This is a genomic window from Pseudomonas sp. MF6755, assembly GCF_016405635.1.
GTDB lineage: Bacteria > Pseudomonadota > Gammaproteobacteria > Pseudomonadales > Pseudomonadaceae > Aquipseudomonas > Aquipseudomonas haemolytica.
The window spans coordinates 1-15,467 of record NZ_JAEKDA010000036.1; the positions used below are offsets into that span (position 1 = coordinate 1).

The 15,467-nt window shown below is 51.1% G+C and carries 14 protein-coding genes; 7 read left to right on the top strand and 7 right to left on the bottom strand.

Annotation, left to right across the window (positions count from 1 at the left end):
* The 3 genes from JFT66_RS29985 to JFT66_RS29235 form a co-directional block, all read left to right on the top strand.
* A partial coding sequence (locus JFT66_RS29985; RefSeq protein WP_233097222.1) for a hypothetical protein occupies positions 1 to 350 on the top strand: 350 nt, incomplete at its 5' end.
* A 166-nt stretch (positions 351 to 516) separates the two neighbouring features.
* Complete coding sequence (locus JFT66_RS29230; RefSeq protein WP_198860595.1) at positions 517 to 801, top strand: hypothetical protein; 285 nt, start codon at positions 517 to 519, stop codon at positions 799 to 801.
* A 23-nt stretch (positions 802 to 824) separates the two neighbouring features.
* Positions 825 to 1,988: a hypothetical protein gene (locus JFT66_RS29235; protein ID WP_198860596.1), complete on the top strand. Its 1,164-nt coding sequence runs from the start codon at positions 825 to 827 to the stop codon at positions 1,986 to 1,988.
* A 438-nt stretch (positions 1,989 to 2,426) separates the two neighbouring features.
* Here JFT66_RS29235 and JFT66_RS29240 read toward each other — a convergent pair whose 3' ends face one another.
* Positions 2,427 to 3,047, bottom strand: coding sequence for a hypothetical protein (locus JFT66_RS29240; RefSeq protein WP_198860597.1), 621 nt, complete (start codon positions 3,045 to 3,047; stop codon positions 2,427 to 2,429).
* A gap of 300 nt (positions 3,048 to 3,347) precedes the next feature.
* On the opposite strand from JFT66_RS29240, the gene JFT66_RS29245 reads away from it, so the two are divergent.
* From JFT66_RS29245 to JFT66_RS29255, 3 genes are all read left to right on the top strand, one after another.
* Complete coding sequence (locus JFT66_RS29245) at positions 3,348 to 4,166, top strand: HDOD domain-containing protein (protein ID WP_269836402.1); 819 nt, start codon at positions 3,348 to 3,350, stop codon at positions 4,164 to 4,166.
* Between the two features lie 18 nt (positions 4,167 to 4,184).
* The gene (locus JFT66_RS29250; protein WP_198860599.1) at positions 4,185 to 4,844 is read left to right on the top strand and encodes an XRE family transcriptional regulator; all 660 of its coding nucleotides are present in this window, start codon (positions 4,185 to 4,187) and stop codon (positions 4,842 to 4,844) included.
* 139 nt (positions 4,845 to 4,983) lie between these two features.
* Positions 4,984 to 5,925: a hypothetical protein gene (locus JFT66_RS29255; RefSeq protein ID WP_198860600.1), complete on the top strand. Its 942-nt coding sequence runs from the start codon at positions 4,984 to 4,986 to the stop codon at positions 5,923 to 5,925.
* A gap of 16 nt (positions 5,926 to 5,941) precedes the next feature.
* On the opposite strand, the gene JFT66_RS29260 is transcribed toward JFT66_RS29255, so the two are convergent.
* The 5 genes from JFT66_RS29260 to JFT66_RS29280 all read right to left on the bottom strand — a co-directional run bounded on the left by JFT66_RS29260 (position 5,942) and on the right by JFT66_RS29280 (position 13,636).
* On the bottom strand, positions 5,942 to 7,396 hold the full coding sequence (locus JFT66_RS29260; RefSeq protein WP_198860601.1) for a RepB family plasmid replication initiator protein: 1,455 nt from the start codon (positions 7,394 to 7,396) through the stop codon (positions 5,942 to 5,944).
* Positions 7,397 to 8,706: 1,310 nt separating this feature from the next.
* A complete protein-coding gene (locus JFT66_RS29265) occupies positions 8,707 to 9,219 on the bottom strand; it encodes a hypothetical protein (protein ID WP_198860602.1) in 513 nt (170 codons plus the stop codon).
* A 1,407-nt stretch (positions 9,220 to 10,626) separates the two neighbouring features.
* Positions 10,627 to 11,238 carry a hypothetical protein gene (locus JFT66_RS29270; protein WP_198860603.1) on the bottom strand — a complete coding sequence of 204 codons (612 nt, stop codon included), beginning with the start codon at positions 11,236 to 11,238 and terminating at the stop codon, positions 10,627 to 10,629.
* A 245-nt stretch (positions 11,239 to 11,483) separates the two neighbouring features.
* Complete coding sequence (locus tag JFT66_RS29275; protein ID WP_198860604.1) at positions 11,484 to 12,518, bottom strand: ParB/RepB/Spo0J family partition protein; 1,035 nt, start codon at positions 12,516 to 12,518, stop codon at positions 11,484 to 11,486.
* Positions 12,515 to 13,636 carry a ParA family protein gene (locus JFT66_RS29280; protein ID WP_198860605.1) on the bottom strand — a complete coding sequence of 374 codons (1,122 nt, stop codon included), beginning with the start codon at positions 13,634 to 13,636 and terminating at the stop codon, positions 12,515 to 12,517. The genes JFT66_RS29275 and JFT66_RS29280 overlap by 4 nt, the downstream gene beginning before the upstream one ends.
* A 419-nt stretch (positions 13,637 to 14,055) precedes the next feature.
* Here JFT66_RS29280 and JFT66_RS29285 point away from each other — a divergent pair, with 419 nt between their 5' ends.
* On the top strand, positions 14,056 to 14,244 hold the full coding sequence (locus tag JFT66_RS29285) for a hypothetical protein (RefSeq protein ID WP_198860606.1): 189 nt from the start codon (positions 14,056 to 14,058) through the stop codon (positions 14,242 to 14,244).
* Positions 14,245 to 14,326: 82 nt separating this feature from the next.
* On the opposite strand, the gene JFT66_RS29290 is transcribed toward JFT66_RS29285, so the two are convergent.
* Entirely contained in the window at positions 14,327 to 15,457 is a 1,131-nt protein-coding gene (locus JFT66_RS29290; protein WP_198860607.1) for a tyrosine-type recombinase/integrase, read from the bottom strand.
* Positions 15,458 to 15,467: the final 10 nt, after the last annotated feature.

Consider the following 15,467-nt stretch of genomic DNA (forward strand, 5'->3'; position numbering starts at 1 on the left):
GGGTTTGCTTGCGCTTGCCAGCGTACTCGGCGTCGGCGAAGGTCATCTGCTTCATCGGGAAACTCGGTGGGTGGGGTCGCGGTATTTTGCCAAATCAGAAAGTCTTTTTCAGAGTTTCCCTAGGCTGTCTTTCCGTCGATGGAACACCACGCTGCCCTCGGTACCAGAAAGACTGCGATACCGCCTGCACAACGACGTGCATGGTCACCGCAATGAGTGATTTCCCAGAAGCAAAGGCTGAGATCCTTCTGGCTGGAATCTTAATCGCCTCGACCCACGCCTCGTCAATGATTGAGATGCACGGCGCCTTGTCCAGCTTCGAAAACGCTATCCAGGCCACCTGTATCTAAATCTAAACAGACCCACCCTCTTCTACTAAACCTTGCGCCGCACAGAAAATGCGTTTCACACCGCGCAGGGTTTCTACTTACGCGTTATGGATTGATTGACGCAATCTGTCACGTACGTATAATCAATTTCAGCAGCCCACAGTGGTCGCTCCAGAGGTAATGCTTCATGAACCATGAATACACCCCAATCGAGATTGGTATGGATGCTCTCGGTGAAGTGCTTGATCAGATTTCGGTTAACGAAGCCGGAGTCAATGGATTTCATCTGACAAGCCAGGTGCAGGAGGTCAATGAACGCATTGAACAATCCATGCTCAAGTATCCAGAGATCAGAACAGAGATCCTGGCAGCCGGCATGAAGGTTCTCCTTGAAATGTCCAGTACGCTGGATCATTTCAAAGAGGTTGTTCTCCCCCGCCTGGATCGAACTGTGGACAACGTGGCTGCGTAGGATTTTTAACCAACGAGCCCTCTATGGCAGCAGAACAAGCAAAAGCTCCGGAGTTGGAACTTAATCCGGAGCAAGACAGAAACACCATCGATGTCCCTGACTCCCTCCTGAGCCCTCCCGGGAAAAAGTCGTCATTTGAAAACTTGTGCGAAAAGTACATATCGAATGACGACCGCACCCCCCTCCTCGTCAATCGAATCGCCTTCGCGATGAATAAGGACGAGCGTGTTCGCAAAATCTGCCGAGTGAAAGCCAAACAGAACGGCTGCGACCTCAACGATCTGGATGAGATTTTGCAGCGCGTTATGGAGGTCTTCCTGCTGTCCATGTTGCCCAAGACTCAAGATACTGACGCGGTGTACGCGGTCGTTTATGCCGTGGCCAACAATGTGACCCGAGAGGTCTTCCGAGACCGTCAGAAATTAGTTGCGAACCATTCCTCCATTGAAGACATGCAGGAGCGGGGCGAGGAGTTAGGACACCTGACTCTGGTGGATCAAGTCGAAATCGATCACGATCGTGAGATAGACACTCAAACTGCCACAAAGCGGATGGCAGAGGCACTTCAACGGGTGATAAGCGGAGAACAGAAAGTGGCAGATTCCGGCGTATTCCAAATGGAACAAGACCCACTAGTGCGTCTTGTACTGAAAAATAACGAAACCACCGATGACGATATCGATTCACCGGCATCCTCAGAACGTACTTCGCATGCACATGGCGTGGAAAAGAAGCAAAAAAAGGGCACCGAGCTATCTGCGGACCAACAGGAGTTGGTCGACATCGGCAGCAAATTGGGCCTTCGAAACCAGGATTACGCTTTTGCGCTAGGCATTGGCCTTCCTCGGCTTTCTTCCTACATCTACGGCCGAACCGCTTCGGTTCCTGACGACGTCATGAAAAAGGCTCGGGCTCTGTTCGCCGACGAGCCACTTCGAGTGGAGCGTTTGAAACGATTCAATCGACCAATGAGCCAAATACTCAAGGAATGGGAGGAACGCCTCAAGCCCAAGAATGATGAAGATCTTGCCACCAGTTTGGGGGTAACCAAGATGACGATCTATCGCTGGCGCAATGACGAAACAAAGCCTGATCCGACGGCTTTGGCGAGATACGAGCAGTGGATTGATGATTTTGAAAAGCGTTTTTCCCACATGATTGAGCAGCGGCTCGCTGATCAAAAGTGATCTAAAACCCCCGCCAGCACGAGCGGGGTTTTTTTTCGCTGTGAAATCTCGGCTCAGCGCGGGAGCGACACCATGATCGTACACTTTGATTCATACGCATCTTCTGGCCACCACCACCATATCGCCACCTTGAAACCGGGCGTCTCATTTCGTGGTGTTTATCTGATTACAAGCCCACCCATTGTTCTAAGACAGGACAATGAAGAGTTTTACTCGTTCACGGCGTCTGACCTGACAGGGCAAATCCCATGTCTAATACCTACGCATAGGGTTCACTGGCATCACAGCGCACAGTTCGTATCGCAGAGAGTAGCAATGGAGGGAAGTACGGCCCTGATACAAGAGGACTTGACCGGCATGATTAAAGGTCTCGAGCCTGTAAAAATAATCTGGTGAGCAAAAAAAAACCTTCCGGCCCGATGGACCAGAAGGTTTTTTTTATACCAGCGCCCTGATGCAGGCCTGGCTCAGTGCAACGCGAGTGAGCCCGGCCATCGTGAGAACCTGATAAACCGCGGCGACCCCCCCCTCCTCCAGCGCCGCACTCGCCAATGCATGAAGTGCATCGGCCGGCACAAGCTCAGTCTCTAAGCTTCTGGAATCTTCGAACACGACTGTAATGTCGTCATCGGATGTCAGTGAGTGGCCTGAACACAGCCCATCGAAGACACCCGGTGCTTGGGACAGCACGAGGTCGAAGAACTCAGCAAATGCGCGCAACTGGACAGACTTCTCGTCCGGCCAAGCAATGCGCCCATTGTCGAGGGAGGTTTGAACAGTGTGAAGCACGTACTCGACCGCATCCACCTCACGAAGAAGATCCTGATCCGCAGAGAGAAGCACCTCAGTGAGCTGAGCACCTGTTCGGGCATCAGCAACTTGGATAACTTCAAGATCACCTCCAGCGTCGCTGTAACGAGCCTGGGAGATGACACGGATCATAGCTTCATAGGAGGAGTCTGCATCCACCACATCACTGAAGGATTCTCCGCTAGGGAAGAGGCCTGAAATGAGCAGGGACTGGGAATTTGGTTGAGTGGATTGTGATTGATGAATCATGGTGAATCTCCTGAAAGAGTATGCAGTTGAGGCGTTCCGCCTAACGGCCTTGCAACAGGAGATGCACAACAGGAAGTTATATTTCCGGCCACATAAATCAATACTTTGCGATACTGTCAAGCATTGTTATCAATCACGGTGAGTGCTGCTATGCGTTAAGAGTGAAGATAGTGGCCCTTGAGTATTATCATACGGTCTAGCATATGGTGGCCATTGTATGTGAGACCACCAGAAACGTTGGGGGAAACATGCGCCCAGCGTACAATTCGCACCGCGAATCGACCTAACCTGCGAGTGATTATGAGAAACCTGGAGCGGATATTCAAACGACCCGCAGCACTGCCTACGATCTCGACCGTTGTCCTGGATCTGTACGAGATGACTAAGGACTCTGCGGTACCTCTGTCCAGCATTGTAAAAAACATCAGCGCTGACCAGGTCTTGGCAGCGAAGGTGCTGAGAACTGCTAATTCCGCATACTTTGGACGCAGCGGCACCGTTTCGAGACTCGAGGATGCCATCTCGACCATCGGGATACACACACTGCGAACCACGATCATTACGAACGGTCTGATGAAAGCGATTCCAGCAACGCAGGGTATCGATATGCCGGCCTACTGGAAAATGGGACTGCATACCGCATTCATGGCTTCTCACCTTGCCGCGCAAACCAATCATGATCGTGATGAGGCATTTACGACCGGGCTAATGCAGGGGTTGGGTGTGCTATTGATTCACCTGGTCATGCCGGATCAAGCTATGGAAGTAATAAAACACGTGGCGCCGTTGGACTTCATGATGCGGCGTCAGGTTGAAAAAGATCTGCTTGGTTTCGACAATGCGGAGGTTGGTTCCGAGCTCCTTAAACGTTGGAAATTTCCGGTGGCGATCCAAAAAGCATTGCTCACGTATTCCAATGTTGAGCCACTACCCGATAAGCTTGGCCAATTGCTATCAGTATCCTCGGCCTTTGCGTTCAGCGTAGTGTCGGGGTTGGATGAATCTTCAGTTGCCGAACGTATTGATCCTAATGTCATTTTAAGACTCGGCTTGGCTCAAGATTGGTGGGCAGTCAGCCGAGATAGGGTATCCGCTTCGGTGAATTTGATGATTGTATGAAAACGAAAAGGATTCGTCGTGCTTAAAGGGCTTCGCCTTTATCAGGCAATAATTGACAGGAGCGAGATGCTTTCTGTCCCGTTCTCAGTCGCTAGTAACCAGTGCGGATTCACTGCGGATTCGCTTGCAAGCTGCTTTGGCGATCTTTCCAGATTGAAACCGCACGTACTACTCGACGTGCTGGATCGAAAACGTATCGACAAAATTGCCGCTTTTTTAGGCTGCTCCGGGTTTCGAGTTCTGCAAATGGCAGACGTTTTCTGTTGGTCGGATTATTGCTTGATCCAGACTTCCTCTGTTTTCAAGGCATCGTCAAATGCACAAGACAGTCGATTGGCCGCTGACTACTTCGACTCGGTCACGAAATCGAATGTCGTCGGGTCGGCTGAGTTCATCATCGATGAACTGGTCGCCGCTACCTGGTCTACAGATCTTAGGGAAGCAGCAGAGAAAACTCAGATACCATTCTTGAAGCTGCGATCCTGGCGTGTCGGTAAACCCAGCCCCACCCTCAAAGACTTAGAGGCCATTCGAGTCCTCGCTAAGCATCTAGATATGGGGACTCCATTGGTGATGATGGCGCTTGGTGTAATCACCCCAGATGATTTCATGATTGATGGTGTTGCGATCGACATCGAGGCCGAATTGAACCACGCGCTGGACGTAGAAATTTTATAGAACAGTCCCCCCAAAACACCTTATAAATTAACCTTGTTAAATACAAGGAAATAACACGTATTGATAAGATACTGGATGATTGTTAAGATCTTAGCCAGGCCTACTGGTTGGGTTTTCCTTTTGCCCAGGACTTCAAAAAATGTTCAATGCACGCGTCACCAGCTCCGATCTTCTCCGGCTCAAGCTACCGGTTCCATCGACTGAGGTATTGGAGGAGATACATTCTCTTGAGGGCAATACCCTCACCTCCTCCATAGAGCGCGCTACAGCTGGCGACCCTCAATCGAAGACATATCTCCAAGGCATTTTTTTTTCTGTTCTCCCTGTCGTAAACGAACGTCTGGCCACAGCTAAATTCGCACCGGCAAGCATCCCTCTGCTCGTCGCTATTGGCCGATCAGAAGGTCCGATATTCGCTAAGGTGTTGAAGCGGTGGGTGGGAAGCGGTTGCCCTGAGGATGACGACGCACGGTACCTGAGGATGTCTTATGACAAGGCGATGCACAACGACTTGAACTGTCCTGTCGACAGTGAAGCGGCTCCAGCAGCCAACGACAGTGCAAATGCGTCAACAGATCTCTGTGACCCGCTCACCACGATCGATGAACCTCAGAATCTACAACCAGCAAAAAACTATGTGAATCGGCACGTGTATGGGGGAAAGGTCGCAGTTTGTTTCTCTGCTGATCAAACAAGGAACGAAGAGCATACCATTCGAATTGAAGCGGCCGTCTCCTCAGGAGGTCGATCCTACAACTGGGACGATAAGATCGCGATTCAGGTGTCGACCAGGGAGTTGCCATCGGTCCTGGCTACGCTGCTCCAAATCCAGAACAAGTTCGAAGGGAAAGGGCACGGTGCACAGAACGAAAAATGGTTTGTTTTGGAAAACCAGCCTGGCAAAGTTTTCCTTTCCTTGAATGCAAAGGGGGCTGCCTCTAGATCTCTACCGATCACACCAGGCGACTGCTATCAGGTGATCACTCTTGTGATGGAGCAGATGCTGAAGAATGCCCCCTTCCTCACCGCCGAGACTTTGCTTTCGTTGATTAAACGTACAGGCCTCATGGCAAAGCCGTAGCTTTGCTCGATTGTCTTTACGCTTTCACGCCGGCGTTCGCCGAAAGCAAGAATTGCAACAATTGATCTGATGTTGGAGCTTCTTGGAATCGCTCTTCAAAAATGATCGCTACCAGGCAATTCAAAACGATAGGAGTCCACCCCTTGGATTTGTATTGTTTGAAAGCCAGATCGTCCTTCTTGAGCTTCGCCTCATAGCTCGCCAAAAGCTCTTGGCGCTCATCTTGGTTCAGAGCGTTGATCTCATCTCGAATAATCGTCCGTTGAGCCGACCCCCACTGCTCTAGGAGGATGTCCATCTGGTTCGTAGAGGAAGCCTGTGAGGACGCAGCGGGCTTTTTGACCGGTTTCGGCTGTTTCGGCGCGGCTGTAGTTGTATCTGCTGTTGCAGGCGCTTTTTGTTTGCTCGGCGCTTTAGCATAGTTGTTAGTAACAGCTGCTTTGAAGTACGCCGCTGGGCTTGCAACAGAGTCTTTTTTCTTCATCTGCGACTCGGTGTAGTCGGCCTGAGCCAGCAAATACTCCTCGTCATGACTCATTGCCAACTCCTCAATGTCCTTGCCACTCAAGGACAGAGATTTCAGTCGCTTGGATAGCTCAGCACCAACGATCTCGGGTGCTGGCGATAACCCCAACTCTGGTTGCATCAACGTTTCAAGCTTGAACCACAGCTTGTCGTACTTCCTGTTGTTTTTGGTCACAACGACTTCGATTTTAAAGCGGCTTTCAATACTGTTGACCTGTTCAACGGCTCGGCCAAGCATTTTATTGAAATCACGAAATTCCGCATGTGGGGTCGCAGATCCCGATAGCAGGACACTCCAGGCAGTCCAATGCTCCCGAAAGGTTTCTTTCTGGGAAAACCCGTAGTAGCGGGAAACGAGCTCGTGCAGGGACAGCGCTGAGTAGCTCGTGAAGTGATACTGCATTCGCAGGTCGATCAGATTGAAAATGGTAGGATCGAGTAGGCGGCGTTTCAATTCGGGAGGAAAGGAGTATCGGATGGTCTCATTGTCTTCGAGAATATAGGCCTCTGCGATCAGATTCGCTACGCCCCATCCACTTTTGCGACCTGGGCTGTCGCCTTTGTAATCGAACTCAACCTGTGCCTGAGTCATTCCCCTCAGCACTTTCTTCAGGTGGTCTCTGCTGTTCGATGTCGTATGACCCACATATTCCTCAACCAATTTGATCGGGATATCGTGGACCATCTCAGTAGCTGGTCTTTGTTGTGCGAATTGAGTTAGCGTGTTGTAAAGTTTGCGTTGCAGGAACGTGAGGTCACTGGTTGTCGACACGTTGCGCATCGCCTGGGCTTCCACAGCTTTTTTCAGCTCAACAGCCTTTGAGGGTTCAACTTCCCTGACTACCACGATCTTACGAGCACGTTTACGCTTAGCGGGATTCTGATCCACATCGCCTGACGTAATAGATTTCCGTCCTGATCCTGATTGTGTTGCAGGGGTATCCATCTCAAATGTGCCATTGGTTGACTGATGTGGCACATTACCCGAACGCTTCTGAGTGGGTCAATCATTTCTCGGTGCCATTCTCAGGGTCTAATTGTGCCATCGCTAGTGATCACTGGTTTGCTCGCTTTTCAGCTTTTGCCTTGTCGCTTGGCAGATCAAAAAAACTAACAACAGCTTGTTTTGTTTTTACTGCTTTTTAGAAGCTTTGTTAGTGCCCCCCCGAAAGCCCCGGTTTATAAGGCCTCCAGCCCTTTTTGTGTGCCACCGTAAGGGCCAACAGTGCCAGTGCTCTTGCCACTTGTGCCCTCGGTAGAGTTGCAGAGTGCCAGGCTTAGGGTCATGTGCCTCTGTTAGAGCTGTAATGTGCCAGCGTTAGATGCAACGGCTAATCGTGCCGCGCTTAGTGATGCTTTTCTCTAGTCATGGCACATCTCCCGAACACCCCGTCTTTAAAGGCCTCTAGGCCTAGTAGCGCAAACCATTTTCATACTCGCGTTTCTAACCATGGCACATTTCAGCTCGATCGGTGGAACCTCCGGCAGCTATTTCTGGCGTTTTACTTTAGCAATGCTCTACCCGTGGCACATTTGGGTTTTGTTAGGTAGATCAATGGGGTAGCACCTCTCTATTGCCACTATTCATGGCACATTAGGCGGGGCGAGTGACGTTTAACCCCCAGCGACCCTCAGCAGTCCCTACAAACGATACTGAGACGACCCTGGTCATCGCAGCGATCAGGCACCTCTGGTTTAGTTTTCACAGTGAAAAGGGCTTGTAATCGTTTCTGGCTATAAACACTAACGGTGGCACATCTCTGGAGCCTGTATGTAGCTTCGATCTCTAGCAGTGGCACAACTCGGGCAGTATCCCGATCTTTTGCGCTCTAACGATGGCACAATTGATGATGTGCCCTCTGTGTTGAGGGGATCTTGATCAATCTGCTTCATTTGACAGTTATCAAATGACCTCATCTAGCCATGGCACATTTGGAATCCATTGCTACGAGGTATGACTGTGAAAATCGCACGCCTCCGGTGCCAGCCTGCTTCTTTTTCGTGCTTGGCCAAGGCGCTGCTCATGTGTTGAATAACCAGCGCCGTGCCCCCTGTTCAAAAGAATGGATCGACCAGAGGGCATCCTCCGCGATTCTCGATGCGCGCTCATTGGAGCCGGTAACCAGGTCCTTCATTTCGATACGATCGCTCAGTGAATCAGACGGTCATTCAGATGGCAGGGTCTTTTCACGATCATAATTCAGCCAAAAAAAAAGCCCTGCACGTACGTGCAAGGCTTGGGGGGTTAAACGGTTCCTAGAATACGAATCCAGGTGTACCAGTTTGAACAAGGGGGGTGGACTGATCATCGTGCCCTTGACCTTGTTGATTTGCCTGAGCTTGTGAAGCGGCCTGCGTTGATGTCGGGGTTTGTTGGGAGTCTGGCTGGGAGGCACTCTTTATCTTCGGTGTAATAGAAAGGCTGATGTAATCCTTGGCGCCGTTGACGCCCGGTTTCTTCCAGCCCGCGATGCGCATTTCATGGTTGAAACCGAAACTACCGGCGTAGTCAGGGCCATCCCCCACTTTTTCGCTCTCTTTAAACAGGCTGGCGTTAATGCCCCCGATCGAGAGTGAGTAAAACTTCTCCTCAGAATTGGTCTTTTGTTTCAACCAGACAGCTACGTCGAGCTTGAGCTTTTGATTCTTCTCCTTGTTCTGTGTGAATTCGACATAACCAACCATGATCGGTGCACGGTCAGAGGTTCGATCAGCGTTAGCGAATATGGTGCCTGAGCCTTCATTGAGAAGCAGTGCGATAGTAGTCATGTGGATCTCCGACGTATTTGAGGTGACTCATATTGAGCCGTTGGGTGTAACTCGGTATGAATCACATGGCATTGTAATCCGCCTATAACGCGTAGAGATATCAAGTGTGAATCTAAAGCGTCAATCATGGTATGCGCTACGTTTCCCTACCCACAACCTCTCCCTGCGCACCTATCTTTAACTCGTTTTTTCCTAAATGCAGAAGACTGAATTTTTCACAGAGAAACCCGGAACGTTGGCCTAGGTACCCCGCTTCGGCCTCCGCAGACACACGCATGCTTCTTATTGATATCGGCGACAGGACAGCCGCTCACATCCTTCCACTGGGACCGCGAACGCAACCTGGTTAGATTTTCACTGTGAAAAACGTTATGTCTATATCTCCTCGGGATGCCAGTTTGAAAATGGGCCAACCTGAGGAAACTAAGTGCCCTTGAATTGACGAGCTTTTCACAGTGAAAACGTCGACTTATCGGGCGTACACCGTTCGCTACCTTCAAAGGTTTTCACAGTGAAAAAAGGCCGGGGGGGGCTGAGTGAACGAGAGCAGTTCGCTAAGAGCGGTCGTGCAGATAACGTATTGGGGTAAAACCGCGCTGATCAAGTTAGTGGATTTTCACAGTGAAAAATTTCGCTTTAGCGCAGTGGGTGATATTCCTGAAAGTGAAAACTGATAGCGGATTTAGCCATTGGAAAACGTTGGTGTTTTTCACGGTGAAAACTGACTAGACGACCTTCTAAGAAACAGGTTTTCACTGTGAAAATCGAAAGGGGGAAATTTTCACTGTGAAAACGATCAGATCGCCAAATACGATTACGGCAAATGGCGAGCTTCATTTTTTTCTGAAAGCGGAAGGGTTGAGCGGCGGGGTGTTTGATGATGTGGTTTGACGTATCTAAAACGCGCTGAGGATTAAGCCAATCGCTAGGTCTTCGCGCATAGGGTATTGGACGAGGGCTGCATATAGCGCACTGGGCAGTAAGCAGTGCGCACTGTGCAGTGTGCAGTGCGCAGTGTGCAGTGTGCAGTGTGCAGTGTGCAGTGTGCACTGCACAGTGCTCAGGATGTACTGCGCAGACTAAGGTAAGAGCCCTTCCTAAGCTGGGATAGCGTCGCAGCCTCGGGATATGAATACAGTCTTGGGTACCGGCACCTGTCTATCGTGGACAACGTTCGATTTGTGAATGCTGAGTGCCCAAATTTTCACTGTGAAAATCGGCAATGAGAATTTTCACTGTGAAAACCCACACGATTTTCACAGTGAAAAATCAGATCACCAAAAAAATTCGATCTTAAATCAATAGGTTGGGAAGACAGCAGTCAATACGCATGAACAGAAAACACGCCATAAGGTATTGCAGAAACTTTGGGCGCAGGTGGAATCAGTTAGTGGTCGAGTTCATGTCTCAGTACTTTTCTGAATTGAGAAGCTGGCACAGATTCCGTGTTTCGTTGGCATAGCTGCTTGCCCGGTTAACGTCATCAGAGAGGTTCTCAATTGCAAGTGCTGCGGAAGGGTCTATGAGTGCTTTTTCTGCAAGTTGCACGACTTTGAAAAGTGTCCAGGCGGCAACGAGCACTAGATCTTGAAAGGGCTCATCTATGTAAGCATCGCCAACGGGTTTGTTCCGCTTGACGTCATGCCACCTGGGGTTTTTCATAAACATGGGCGTACCACCCAGAGCGAGTAGGTACCCATGAACCAGACTGTTTCGATAGTCGTTCAGATCCTCAGCAGCTTTAGCAGCTACTTTCAAGACAGCGTTACATCTATCGCTGAGATGGGGGTTGCCGCCAGCTAGCATCTTGAACTGATCTTCCGTTTTCATCTTTTCAGTAAAGGGTCGAGTCCCAGCGACATCCGATTCAGATAGCGACCAGAGGGCACGCTCAAGAGTCGTTTCGAAGAGGCCGTACACCACGACGAACCCTCCTATCAGCATCAAGTGAGATGGCATCAGGCCTAAGCTATGTAGGCGCGCTTGTATATCGAGCGATTCTGCTGGGTAATTGTGCATGGCTGATCCAGATGCCCAATGGTTTAGTTGAGTTCACGATACCGGCTGATGCGTAGCTGACGCACGGAGTTTATAGAACTGATTCGAGTGAGGACGCTCTATGTGATCACTAGGGTAGTGCCAGGGGGGGATTCGTGTTTAAAAGCGAGGAAACACCAGAGGAGGGAGTGACGAATAAAGCGGGGAGGGGGCTGAAGCAAAATCACGCCACTGTCTCCAGTGGCGATTTTGATTAGTGCGCTGTACTACGGCTTATCTTTGAGCATTTCTTCCAAGTACTTCAAGACGTCTTCAGGATTCACGCCTTTCGGTGGAGTAAGAATCACCTTCCGGCCGTCAATACGAGCATCGAGCTGCGTGCGCTCTTTGTAGGCGATGTGTTTGGGAGGTGATGGGGTATGAGGGTTGGCTTTTTTCCGAACCTCGCTTTTTGCCCAGTTAATAGAGCTGTCCTGGGAGGAACCGTCGCGGATCCTCGAAGCGGCAGCGATGACCGTTTCTCGATGGCCTTGATCTGACAGCGCGACCAAGTCCGCCACCACTCTGTTGCCAATAAGCTCAGGATTCTCCTCAAGCATTTCGATTACTGGTGCGGGCAACTTGAAGTATGCAAGACACCGGCTAATAGTGGCCATGCTTCGGCCAACGCGTCGGGAAAGCTCTGTCTGGTTCTGAACGATCTTATCGTCAAGCAGCAGCTTGTAGCTTACGCCGCGCTCGAAATCCGTCAGGTCCTCACGAGCGTCGTTGTCCGCCACCGACAGCACGGCCGCTTCTTCGTCCGAGAGATTGCGGATAAGTGCGTAGATATTGTTTCTGCGCAACAGCTCGTGCGCCATGAAGCGACGCTCGCCGGCAATCAGCTCGAAGTTACCATCAGGCAGAGGTCGGACAACGATGGCGTTGTTTAGTCCGCCGTTGTCTTCGATTGTGTTGGCGAGTAGGGCAAGCTTCTCCTGATCAAAAACTCGACGGGGCTGATACTTCCCTTTACGAATCTTCGACATCGGCAGAAACATCACTTCGCCGGGCAGCTTCTCACCCGCCAGCACAACATCTGAGGGACCTGGCTCAAAGTGACGTGTATCGGATTCAATCAAACCGTTCAAAGATGACGACGTTTCCGCTACCGGATCTTCACCCAAGCCCATTTCCCGAAGAACCTGTTCCATCGGTTTCAGGTTTGCTTCTGGCATAACTTTGGGGACTGAAACGCCCTGAATACTGCCGCCCTCAGTTGGTATGACTGTGGGGCTGCCGATCGGACTCGTTCTCCTCATTTGGATTTCTCCAGTACGGCCTTAGCACGCTGCATGATTTCTTCAAAAACTTTACGGAAGGCACCGAGGGAGTTTTCGGAGCCCTGCTTCCAGAGAGCAAGCGGGATGCCGTCCTCGAGGCTTTTTGTGTAGTCCTCAGATTGGATAAGTTGTTGTTCGGTAACTTTACCCGGGAAGAGAGACGACAGCCTAGCCAAATTGGCCTGAATCCGAGGCCGGTTACGGATGAACATTGTAGGTATGGCAATGATTTCGGGCGCCCGACCAAAATCAGCACCCATGTCATTGATCTTGAATGCAAGCCGGGACAGAGCGCGGAAAGAAAACTTGTCCATTCGAATCGGGCACAACAGGAAATCTGCCGCTGCGAGGCTATTACGCGAAAGCATGGTGCCCGAAGGTGCATTGTCCATGACGATGACGTCGTAGCTCGAAAGGTCGCAGTGAGGAATCTTCCCTTGGCGGGCACGCTCAATGAATAGCGAGTAGCGGAAGTCGGCACCTTGCGCATTTCGAAGGACGACGTCCATATCATCAAGAGAATCAAAAGCTGGAATCAGATGCGGGCCATCCTCACCAAAAGGCTTCTTGATTACTTGGTCAAGATCCATCGGCGTGAAGGTCGATCCTAGGCGCATCAGGTTACCCAAGTGACCTTCTACTGCCCGATCAACTGGTAGACCAAGTTCGGCGAGTTCTTCAGGCGTTTGGTCTGGGTCATAGCCCAGCATGCTGGAAACGTCAGCTTGGGGATCGTTGTCGATAATCAGCGTCTTATAGCCAGCCAGTGCTGACAGAATCCCTGTGTTGCAAGTAGTCGTGGTTTTAGCTGTGCCACCTTTTTGAACGTAGGTACTGAAAGTGACCGGGCGACCAAGACCTTTGGTGTTGCCGTTCTGTCGTCGAATTGCCGCGATACGAAACATATCTGCCAGCGAATAGCTTCGCACTCCGACTGGGCCGCGGATACGATCAATGATTAGGTCATTGTCCTTCTCGATCGCTTTGAGGGTTTGGGTGCTTATCTGCAAGCTTTCAGCCACAAACTTAGGGCTGTATCGCAAAGTGGTGAAATCGGTGAACGTGTATTGGTCAAGATGTTCTGTTGCTGCGTTCATGTAGGGCACCAGCGAAAGAAAAGGATGATTTGGGCCATTCTGTACCGGATAAATGGGTTGCACAAGCCAAAAAGGAGGAATCACTGCATAGAAACCGACACACTGACTTTAGATCTATATAGGTAAATGGCAAATTCACGTTTAAGACCATATGGAGTCGATATTTTTAATCGTATACCGGATGCAAGCAGAACAAATCTGCACCAGCTATCAAGGATGTCGATCTCCCGGTCAACCAGGCGGCTTGTAAGCGGGGGGAATTTGTTTCGGCTAGGCGGACACTCTCAAGACTCGGCTTGTCACCAGCCGGTCAGGCGAGACCACGCGTCCTCAAGTGTGAAAGCAAGCCACAGGGAATTCGCATTGAATGGTGTCGTGACGGCAAGCTGGAAGCATCATTGACATATGAGGCGGGTGGGATGAGCGCGGCGATAAAGTTTTCAGCCATGATTGACGATGAGCTGGCCGAAGGTTGGATCGTGAAAGACGGGAAGACATTCCGAGCCTATGCGGATTTCCGCGGAGAACGAATTGAGGTCCGCAGTTCCAGCCAGTCAAGCGCCGAAACGAAGTGGCGCGAAAAGGCAAACCACAAGGCAAACGAATAGAAGGAGGGCCGGCGCTCGAGGGATGGTGGCGGCTCCGCTGTAACGGAGCCGTAGAATTTGGAAACCTGTTCCCGAAAATGAATTATTTGAGGCGCGGGGTGCTTAGGGTTTGAACAACGCCTGCATGCAGCTCATCGTTTTCCGTGTGGAGATAACGGCTGGTGGTTTCCATCTTACTGTGGCCAGCCAAGGACTTGATCATCACCAAGTCGCCTGTGGCCTTGGCCAGATGGCTGAAACAGGAGTGACGGAGCCAGTGCGTCGTTGCTTCTGATAGCCGATCGGCCAGGTCAAACTGCTCGCGTTGTATAGCCAGATCTGCCGCCCGGGTCATGATTTCGATGATGGCTTTGAGCACAGTGCTGGTGTGGGCCCGTTTGAGTTTGGAGTTGGCAGCCAGGAGGAGGGGGGTTGCGTCTTTCGCCGGGATGTCCCGCGGCAAACCGAAGGCCTCTCTATATTGTTGCAGATCCTGGTACAGCTCGTCAGAGATGGGCACGTCGCGGATTTTGTTGCGCTTGCCGAGGACTGTCAGCCACCAGGTTCCGCTGGCCGAACGATGGATGCTGCTCATGTTCGACGTGGTGCCTTCGAAGGTGCGCACACCGGTCAGGTAAAACAAACTGAGCATGAAGTGATCCCGCGCTCGCTTGCGCGGACTCTTGGTCAGGCTGATCGCTTCAAAGGCGAGGGCAATGCCTTCTTCTGACAGCAAACGCTTGATCGTATTGTCATGCGGTGCTTCTGGTTTTCGAACCAACGCGACGGGATTACCTTTGAGTCTCCCCCCTTTGACCATCCACGTGTACATGCTGCCAATTTGCACAAGGGCATAACGCTGCGAGCTCAAACTCAAGGGGCCGGCGAATGGTCGCCACTGCTCATGATGACGAGGATACTTGGTCTCACTGACCCACACCTCACGGGGCTGGGGATCTGCCAGGAATGCGGCATAGTCACTCACGTCCATGACGTTGATTTGTGACAGCTGCTTGCCGCGGGTATGCAGCGCCCACAAGATAAAGCGTTCTACCTCCTTGCGCATGACCCGGCGAGTCTTGAAATTGGTGGCGGTGGTTGTCAGCCAGATAGCTGCCGCCTCGATGTCGCTGTTGGCCTGGATCAGGTCGGGAGTTTCACCTGGTTCCACCATCGCGTATGCGTCGAGCAAGGCGATCTCGGTGTTGGCCTGGAAATCCAGGCGGGTGGGCAAGCTTGTTCGT

Bases quoted from the DNA above. Each gene is read 5' to 3' on its own strand.
- JFT66_RS29240 (WP_198860597.1), bottom strand. From the start codon at position 3,047: ATGATTCATCAATCACAATCCACTCAACCAAATTCCCAGTCCCTGCTC.
- JFT66_RS29265 (WP_198860602.1), bottom strand. From the start codon at position 9,219: ATGACTACTATCGCACTGCTTCTCAATGAAGGCTCAGGCACCATATTC.
- JFT66_RS29260 (WP_198860601.1), bottom strand. From the start codon at position 7,396: ATGGATACCCCTGCAACACAATCAGGATCAGGACGGAAATCTATTACG.
- JFT66_RS29285 (WP_198860606.1), top strand. From the start codon at position 14,056: ATGAGCGCGGCGATAAAGTTTTCAGCCATGATTGACGATGAGCTGGCC.
- JFT66_RS29245 (WP_269836402.1), top strand. From the start codon at position 3,348: ATGAGAAACCTGGAGCGGATATTCAAACGACCCGCAGCACTGCCTACG.
- JFT66_RS29255 (WP_198860600.1), top strand. From the start codon at position 4,984: ATGTTCAATGCACGCGTCACCAGCTCCGATCTTCTCCGGCTCAAGCTA.
- JFT66_RS29270 (WP_198860603.1), bottom strand. From the start codon at position 11,238: ATGCACAATTACCCAGCAGAATCGCTCGATATACAAGCGCGCCTACAT.
- JFT66_RS29230 (WP_198860595.1), top strand. From the start codon at position 517: ATGAACCATGAATACACCCCAATCGAGATTGGTATGGATGCTCTCGGT.
- JFT66_RS29280 (WP_198860605.1), bottom strand. From the start codon at position 13,636: ATGAACGCAGCAACAGAACATCTTGACCAATACACGTTCACCGATTTC.
- JFT66_RS29235 (WP_198860596.1), top strand. From the start codon at position 825: ATGGCAGCAGAACAAGCAAAAGCTCCGGAGTTGGAACTTAATCCGGAG.
- JFT66_RS29275 (WP_198860604.1), bottom strand. From the start codon at position 12,518: ATGAGGAGAACGAGTCCGATCGGCAGCCCCACAGTCATACCAACTGAG.